Origin of the sequence: Brucella sp. HL-2 (assembly GCF_025846885.2) — a bacterium.
Classification (GTDB): Bacteria; Pseudomonadota; Alphaproteobacteria; order Rhizobiales; family Rhizobiaceae; genus Brucella; species Brucella quorumnocens.
The window spans coordinates 1-6,751 of record NZ_JAOYTK010000050.1 but is presented as its reverse complement, the minus strand read 5'-3'; the positions used below and the strand labels follow the sequence as shown (position 1 = coordinate 6,751).

Genomic DNA, 6,751 nt, shown 5'->3' with positions numbered 1-6,751 from the left:
AAGACTTCGAGAAAACCATCGCTTCTTCCGAAGCGTGGGTCTACATCGCAAACATACGCTTCCTCACGCGGCGCATCGCAAGAGCCTGATATCGTTAAATTCATTATGATTCAGGCTCTTAGAGAATGCTTCTTTTAGTATAAAAAATTGTTATATCAATTTAAATAAAATATTGGTCTTTTTAATTATTCAGATATTGCTATTTATTTTTGGTACACTCAAATATAGAAAGGGATATTATCATGCATTGGTGGAATATACTTGGGAAGGTACTTGAAGTTATCGGTAAGGCTCTGTCGTATTTCTAATACTAATTCGTTGTTTTATAATTAAATTAAGACAAAGCCGAGCGATTTATCGCTCGGCTTTGTTTGTCCACTTTGTTGATTCGATCCAAAGAAAAAGAAGAGTGGATCAATAAAGTAATGGAGCTTGTTTTTAGATAGGTTTCTTGATGGTCTTCAACAGTGCGCCATGAATGGCTTCATTGCCTGCAACAATGGTCTTGGTGCCGAAGATATCCTGACCGCCATTCTTATCGGAGATAAAGCCACCAGCTTCGCGGATCATCAGCATACCTGCGCCGAGATCCCAGGGATGCATGCCATCTTCCCAGAAACCGTCAAGACGGCCCGCAGCAACATAGGCCAGATCAAGGGCAACAGCGCCCATGCGGCGAATGCCAGCCGTTTCGGCCATGACATTGCGCAGTTCGACCAGGTAATGGCCGTGATGGCCGCGACCCAGATGCGGTATGCCGGTGCCGATTACGCAATCGACCAGCTTTGAACGGGCCGCAACACGCAGACGACGATCATTGAGGAACACACCACCACCGCGTTCAGCCGTGTAGAGTTCGTCCATAGCTGGATTGTAGATTACGCCCGCAACGATCTGTCCCTGACGCTCGAGAGCGATAGAGACTGCGAAAACTGGAATACCGTGCAGGAAGTTGGTGGTGCCGTCGAGTGGATCAATCAGCCAGCGATGCTGACCGTCCTTGGATTCGACCTCACCCGATTCTTCCATCAGGAAGCCGAAATCAGGGCGGGCGCGGCTCAATTCCGTGTAGATGATCTTTTCCGCTTTGCGGTCGGCCTGGCTGACGTAGTCGCCGGGACCTTTAAGGGAAACCTGAAGGTTCTGGACTTCGCCGAAGTCGCGCGCAAGGCTGCGGCCGGCCTTCATAGCGGCCTGTACCATGACATTGAGAAGGGCTGAGCGGGCCATTTCTTTTATCCTTTTTGGCGTGATCCCGAAACGTGGCTTCCAGCTGGATCACACAGTTTATAGTAGACATCTTGATGTTTCTGACGCCAAGGCATCTGAAAACAATCGGGGAATTGAGTAATCTGAGAAAGAACAGTCACAGCTTCGCACTTTTCGGGATGCGCTTTGGCTGTGACGAAACATGCGACGCCTGAAACAAGCGCCGCATGTTGATAAGCATATTTATGCGCGGCTGATGTAGGTCAGCTCGTTGGTATCAACGATGACGCGCTCGCCAGATGCGATAAATGGCGGAACCAGAATGCGGATGCCATTTTCAAGAACAGCTGGCTTGTAGGAAGAAGCAGCAGTCTGGCCTTTGACGACCGGATCGGCTTCAGTGATTGCGAGCGTTACCTGATCTGGAAGACGGATGCCGATTGGCTTTTCTTCGTAGAGTTCAACGGTGACCATCATGCCGTCCTGAAGGAAGGCCGCGCGATCGCCAACGAAATCTTTCAGGAGTTCGAGCTGTTCGTAGGATTCGGTATCCATAAAAATCAGCGCTTCACCCTGTTCGTAGAGGAACGAGAAATCCTTCTGTTCCAGACGAACGCGCTCGACGGTTTCAGCAGCGCGGAAACGTTCATTGAGCTTGGTGCCGGTGATGAGGTTCTTCAGTTCAACCTGATTGTAGGCGCCGCCTTTGCCGGGCTTGACCGCATTGGTCTTGACCGCAACCCACAGGCCGCCATCATGCTCGATGACATTGCCGGGGCGGATTTCGTTACCATTGATCTTCATGAGCTTAATCCGGGAATAAATGTGAAAACTGTTGCGGCCCGGCGCATCACGACAGAAAGGCAATCTCCCGCTTTATTTCGGGGATTGCGTCCATCTTTAACTCGAACCACGATAATCGGGTCTCCAAGACCATAAAACGAGGCTTTGTGCAAGCCTGAGCAAGCATTCAGCTCGTTTTGAATCTCTAAACCAGCGTCAAATCCATCAATTAGGCGGTGGTTTTTCGGGTATTTTCGATCGCGCGGCTCTGGGGTTCATCGCAATTTCTTGTGGCTTGATGCCAAAATCTGCCCTATGTCCGAACACCAGTTCCCCGTGCGAGATCGCAGGAGATCTGGTTTATCGCAGTAGTTTTGCCGCTCATGCGGGCAGGGCACTGCAACCAGTCTTCATGTTATCCGCAGACATTTTGGAGAGACATATGAGAACCATTGTGAAGGCATTGCCTGCTTTTCGCCGTCAATATGTTCGTTCTGCCGTGGCAGGTTTGTTGGTCTCTGCCTTTGCGGTTATGTCCGCTCCGGAGCTTGCGACAGCAGCATCGCCAGCAGTCAGTGCGCATCAGCACGATGCTGCGGTTTCAGCGCCCGACGCTGCAACTGTTTTGAAGTCCATCTACAATGTTGCAGGCGATGGTTCTGATTCCTACGATGTTGGAAAAGGCGTGACGGCGACCTACTGGTTCGGTCATGCGTTTGAGTGCGATGGAAAGCAGTACTTCACCGGTTTTGCCTGGGAAACTCTTGAAAAGCAGGGTGATTCCGGCGAGGCAGAGGCGGCCCCCGAAGCGCAGGTTAATCTGTCTGAAGCAACCTTCATGCTTTCTGACGGATCGTGGTCCCTCCAGCATGCCGCGCGAGATATCGGTGCGATGGGATCTTATGAAAAGCCCGATGAGGTCGACACCGATCGCAAGGCGGTGGAACATCGCACGCCAGCAGGTAAACTGGTGCTGGCAATCCCGATTGCTGGTTTTGACCGTGGCACGTCTTACAGTGGCTATGATGTATTTGCATTGGGCAAGTCATGGACACATGTCGGCTATCTTCTGGCGGGCGAAGATAATGGTGCGGCCTGTTCAGATGGCGAGGTCATGCCATGTATATCCAATCTGGGAGAGGTGACTTTCGCTCCTGATGACAAGTCCGATATGCCGAAACTTGTTGTAAATTTCAGCGGAACAACAATTTCCGCGCCGGGTAAGACACGTGAGCTCGGTGCTGCCGATGCTGCGACCTACGTTTATGATGCCAGCAAGAAGGCTTACGAAAGTCAGTAAGGCTATACCCTTCCAAAGAATGAAAAAGCGCGTCACTTCTGGTGACGCGCTTTTTGCATTTTCAAAGTGGACGATGCCCGAGATTACCGGACGCGAAGGCTGTTAGCGGTCTGGATCGCTTCCTTGAGTTGCTCGTCGGACAAGCCATCCATCATGTCATTGAGATCGGGCGAATGGAAACCGGCGCGCTGCGCGATGACATACCAGGCGGCAGATTTTACCAGATCACCATCTGTACCGATGCCATCACGATAAAGACGGGCGAGCCATGCCTGTGCCAGGACCATACCGCGCTGGGCGGCAATCTGCATCCAGCCAAAGCCTTGTTCGTAATTGCGGTCGCCGCCACGACCTTCGATCAGCCAGCGTCCCAGATCATATTGAGCGGTGTCGTAGCCTTTGCGTGCCGCGAGAAGCAGATATTCCCGCGCCTTCTTTTCATCTTTCGCGATTTTGTCAGTGCCATTGGCGTAAATCTGGCTGACTGCATATTCTGCATCAGGCAGTTTTGCTGCAGCAGCCTTTTCAAACCATGGGAAGGCCTGATCAATTCCTGCCTTGCCGGATGCCTTCATCATGACGAGCTGGCCGTAATTGAACTGTGCCATAGCATTGCCGCCTTCGGCAGCTTTCTGCATCAGTTGAGTGGCCTTGGCGGCATCTTTCTGAATGTATCGGCCCTGAAGCAGCAAGGCGGCGTAACGAAACTGCGCTTCGTTAACGCCATTTTCTGCGGCCTTGGCATACCATTCGGCAGCCTTCTTCTGATCGGCAGGCACACCCAGCCCACGGGCATAGATTTCAGCGATAAGCGTTTGCGATGCTGGGTCACCTTTTTCAGCCTGTGGCTTGGCGAGATTGAAGGCCGTCAAATAAAGTCCGCGCTGATAGGCGCCAAAAGCTTCATCGGCAGGTTTATCGCCGAACCGGCTTGGATCGATGTGAGGCAAAGTGTTTGTCGACGCTGGCTGCGGCAGCATCTTTGGCTTTTCCGCAGGCTTGTCGCTTTTACCGTCATGCTTTTTTTGAGCGCTTGCCGGTTCGCCTGCAGCCATTGCAGCAGGGACGGACGCGACAAAGATCAAAGCCGTGGCGAGAAGAATTCTGCTCTTCATGGGGGCGTACAAAACCTTGGCGGATTTAGTTTTCGAAACGAGGGGCATTTTCATCAAGAAGGCGGTTGGCTTCCGCTACGGCCTTTGCAGGATCTTCTGCTTCAAAGACTGCGCGGCCAAGGGCTACAAAATCAGCACCGGTCTGTGATGCTTCAATGACGCTTTCAATTGTATTTCCAGCCTGTGCGACGCTTGGAATTTCGACCAGTTCAGCCCACCATCCGGCCAATGCCAGATTGCGAGGGTGAGCATCTGGCTTGTTATCCGCGCCAATTTTGCCAAAGAAAACGTAATCGGGCTGCAATTCACCAATTTCCATAGCGCTGTGACGATCACGAAGATTGCCCGTTCCAACGATGAATTTCGGTGTGTGCTTCTCGATGGCTTCCGCAAGCTCTGCAGCCTTGCCTTCAATGTGAATGCCATCCGCGCCGACACGGCCGGCAATACGCGTATCGTTGAGAACGATTGCAGCAGCGCCTTTTTCCTGGATAACGGCAACGGCCTTTTGGGCAGATGCCTGAAAAGTCGCTTCATCCAGATCGCCGCCGTCGAGAATCACGCTTGCGACATCGCCACCTGAAAGCGCTGCGGACAGGAGTTTCGCCAACGCATCACCATTTGAGATCGGTGGTGCAACCAGCAAAAGGCGGCAGCGTTCGTTATCTTTTGTAGCAGTTGGCGCGTTCATAAACCAAACCTAGCGAAAAATGTTGATGGAATTCGGGCATAAAGTAAGAGGGGTTCATTGAACAGCCCCTTTACATTTTCAGGACATTTGCGGGCCAATGTTCGGGGGCGATGAAAGTCTCATGTTGGCATTATGTTATCCACTGGAACGAAAGTTGATTGGAACCAACCGGGTTCCGCCGGAATTACCAGCTATATAGACGGCAATGAGTGCTGCGCTATTGCAGACGAAAAACAAACGGCAGGCAGGCGAAATGACGAATGAAACGGCGAAAATAGTGCCAAAAGTTCGCGATACACGCATCGACGTGTTTCGTGCTTTGGCCCTGCTTACGATTTTCATCAATCATGTACCCGGTACGATTTATGAGCACTTCACGCACAAGAATCTCGGCTTTTCTGATTCTGCCGAAGCTTTTGTTCTGATTTCAGGCATGGCTGTTGCGTTGGCCTATGGCGGCAAATTTGCGCCAGGCAATCGTCTCGTGCTGACATTGAAAATGTGGCGCCGTGCGTGCGTGCTTTATACGGCGCATATTATGACGACGCTTGCGACCATCGGCATTTTTGCTGCTGCCGCCATTTTCCTCAAGCATCGTGAGCTTCTGACCCAGATCAATATCGGCCCGCTGGTCAAGCAGCCGGTCGAATCTTTACTGGGTCTCGTCACGCTGGGTCATCAGCTTGGCTATAACAACATTCTGTCGATGTATGCCGTCATGCTTCTTATGACGCCGCTGCTGCTACTTCTTGCGCGCATCAGCCTTTCGCTGATGGTTGCTGTGTCGGGCACAGTCTGGCTGTTGTCGGGCCTTTATGGTGTAGCGCCTATCAACTATCCGACCGGAGGCGTCTGGTTCCTTAACCCGCTATCGTGGCAGTTCTTGTTTGCAATTGGTATTGCTGGCGTCATCCATGTGCGGCGCGGTGGTAAGTTGCCAACACATCCTGCGCTGATTGCAGTAGCAGTTGGTTATCTGGTTCTCTCACTGGCCTGGGTTCGTATTCCGCTTTGGGGCATTGACGCATCAATGGGCATGCCGGCAGTTCTGACCGGTTTCGACAAGACCTTTCTTTCTGCTCCGCGTCTTCTGCATGTATTGGCGATGGCCTATCTGATTGCTGTCGTGCCGACACTGAACAGCATCGCGCGCACGGCGCCGGATAATCCGCTCGCTATTCTCGGCAAGCATTCGCTGCCCGTCTTTATCGCGGGTACGCTATTGGCGATGGTGGCACAGGTCATGAAGCTGATTAATCCAGGTGGCCTGCCATATGATACACTCTTGATCGCAACGGGCGTGGTGATGCAATTTGCACTTGCTTATTATCTTGAGTGGTTGCCAACCATCGGTTGGGGCAAGAAGCCTGCTGCGAAGCCTGTGGTGCCCGAGGGTTCCAAGTCTCCTGTCACTTCAAGTCCAAAACCTGCGTTACAGCGCGGTTAACAAGCCAGTTTTAAAAGCCGCCTTCGGGCGGCTTTTTCGTTTGGGTGTATTCTGAGAATAACGATTTTTCCACAGCTCGAACGTAAAATTGGCTCTGACTCACATTTGATGATTTCGCGGTGGAAACTGATGCGGTTATCAGAAAGGAATCAGCATCATGGCGACCAAGTTTCGTCTGTCGTCCCTGATCCCGGCCGGATTGATTG

The 6,751-nt window shown here is 51.9% G+C and carries 7 protein-coding genes; 2 read left to right on the top strand and 5 right to left on the bottom strand.

Going from position 1 to position 6,751, the window contains the following annotated elements:
- Positions 1 to 438: 438 nt before the first annotated feature.
- A complete protein-coding gene (locus tag OIV19_RS23165; RefSeq protein ID WP_095447332.1) occupies positions 439 to 1,230 on the bottom strand; it encodes an inositol monophosphatase family protein in 792 nt (263 codons plus the stop codon).
- A 222-nt stretch (positions 1,231 to 1,452) separates the two neighbouring features.
- Positions 1,453 to 2,013: an elongation factor P gene (gene efp, locus OIV19_RS23160; RefSeq protein ID WP_095447331.1), complete on the bottom strand. Its 561-nt coding sequence runs from the start codon at positions 2,011 to 2,013 to the stop codon at positions 1,453 to 1,455.
- Positions 2,014 to 2,434: 421 nt separating this feature from the next.
- Between efp and OIV19_RS23155 the strand changes: the two genes are divergently transcribed.
- Positions 2,435 to 3,292, top strand: a complete 858-nt coding sequence (locus OIV19_RS23155) for a hypothetical protein (protein WP_264234235.1) — start codon at positions 2,435 to 2,437, stop codon at positions 3,290 to 3,292.
- Between the two features lie 83 nt (positions 3,293 to 3,375).
- Here OIV19_RS23155 and OIV19_RS23150 read toward each other — a convergent pair whose 3' ends face one another.
- Positions 3,376 to 4,407, bottom strand: a complete 1,032-nt coding sequence (locus tag OIV19_RS23150) for a tetratricopeptide repeat protein (RefSeq protein WP_095447330.1) — start codon at positions 4,405 to 4,407, stop codon at positions 3,376 to 3,378.
- Between the two features lie 25 nt (positions 4,408 to 4,432).
- Positions 4,433 to 5,098 (bottom strand): thiamine phosphate synthase, encoded by a 666-nt coding sequence (locus OIV19_RS23145; RefSeq protein ID WP_264234233.1) that lies wholly within the window; start codon positions 5,096 to 5,098, stop codon positions 4,433 to 4,435.
- Between the two features lie 253 nt (positions 5,099 to 5,351).
- On the opposite strand from OIV19_RS23145, the gene OIV19_RS23140 reads away from it, so the two are divergent.
- Positions 5,352 to 6,545 (top strand): OpgC family protein, encoded by a 1,194-nt coding sequence (locus OIV19_RS23140; protein WP_264234231.1) that lies wholly within the window; start codon positions 5,352 to 5,354, stop codon positions 6,543 to 6,545.
- Between the two features lie 10 nt (positions 6,546 to 6,555).
- Here the strand turns inward: OIV19_RS23140 and OIV19_RS23135 are convergent.
- A partial coding sequence (locus OIV19_RS23135; protein WP_264234229.1) for a hypothetical protein occupies positions 6,556 to 6,751 on the bottom strand: 196 nt, incomplete at its 5' end.

What these genes read in the sequence shown, in the direction of transcription:
- OIV19_RS23165 (WP_095447332.1), bottom strand. Translation starts at nt 1,230, where the DNA reads ATGGCCCGCTCAGCCCTTCTCAATGTCATGGTACAGGCCGCTATGAAG.
- efp (WP_095447331.1), bottom strand. Translation starts at nt 2,013, where the DNA reads ATGAAGATCAATGGTAACGAAATCCGCCCCGGCAATGTCATCGAGCAT.
- OIV19_RS23155 (WP_264234235.1), top strand. Translation starts at nt 2,435, where the DNA reads ATGAGAACCATTGTGAAGGCATTGCCTGCTTTTCGCCGTCAATATGTT.
- OIV19_RS23150 (WP_095447330.1), bottom strand. Translation starts at nt 4,407, where the DNA reads ATGAAGAGCAGAATTCTTCTCGCCACGGCTTTGATCTTTGTCGCGTCC.
- OIV19_RS23145 (WP_264234233.1), bottom strand. Translation starts at nt 5,098, where the DNA reads ATGAACGCGCCAACTGCTACAAAAGATAACGAACGCTGCCGCCTTTTG.
- OIV19_RS23140 (WP_264234231.1), top strand. Translation starts at nt 5,352, where the DNA reads ATGACGAATGAAACGGCGAAAATAGTGCCAAAAGTTCGCGATACACGC.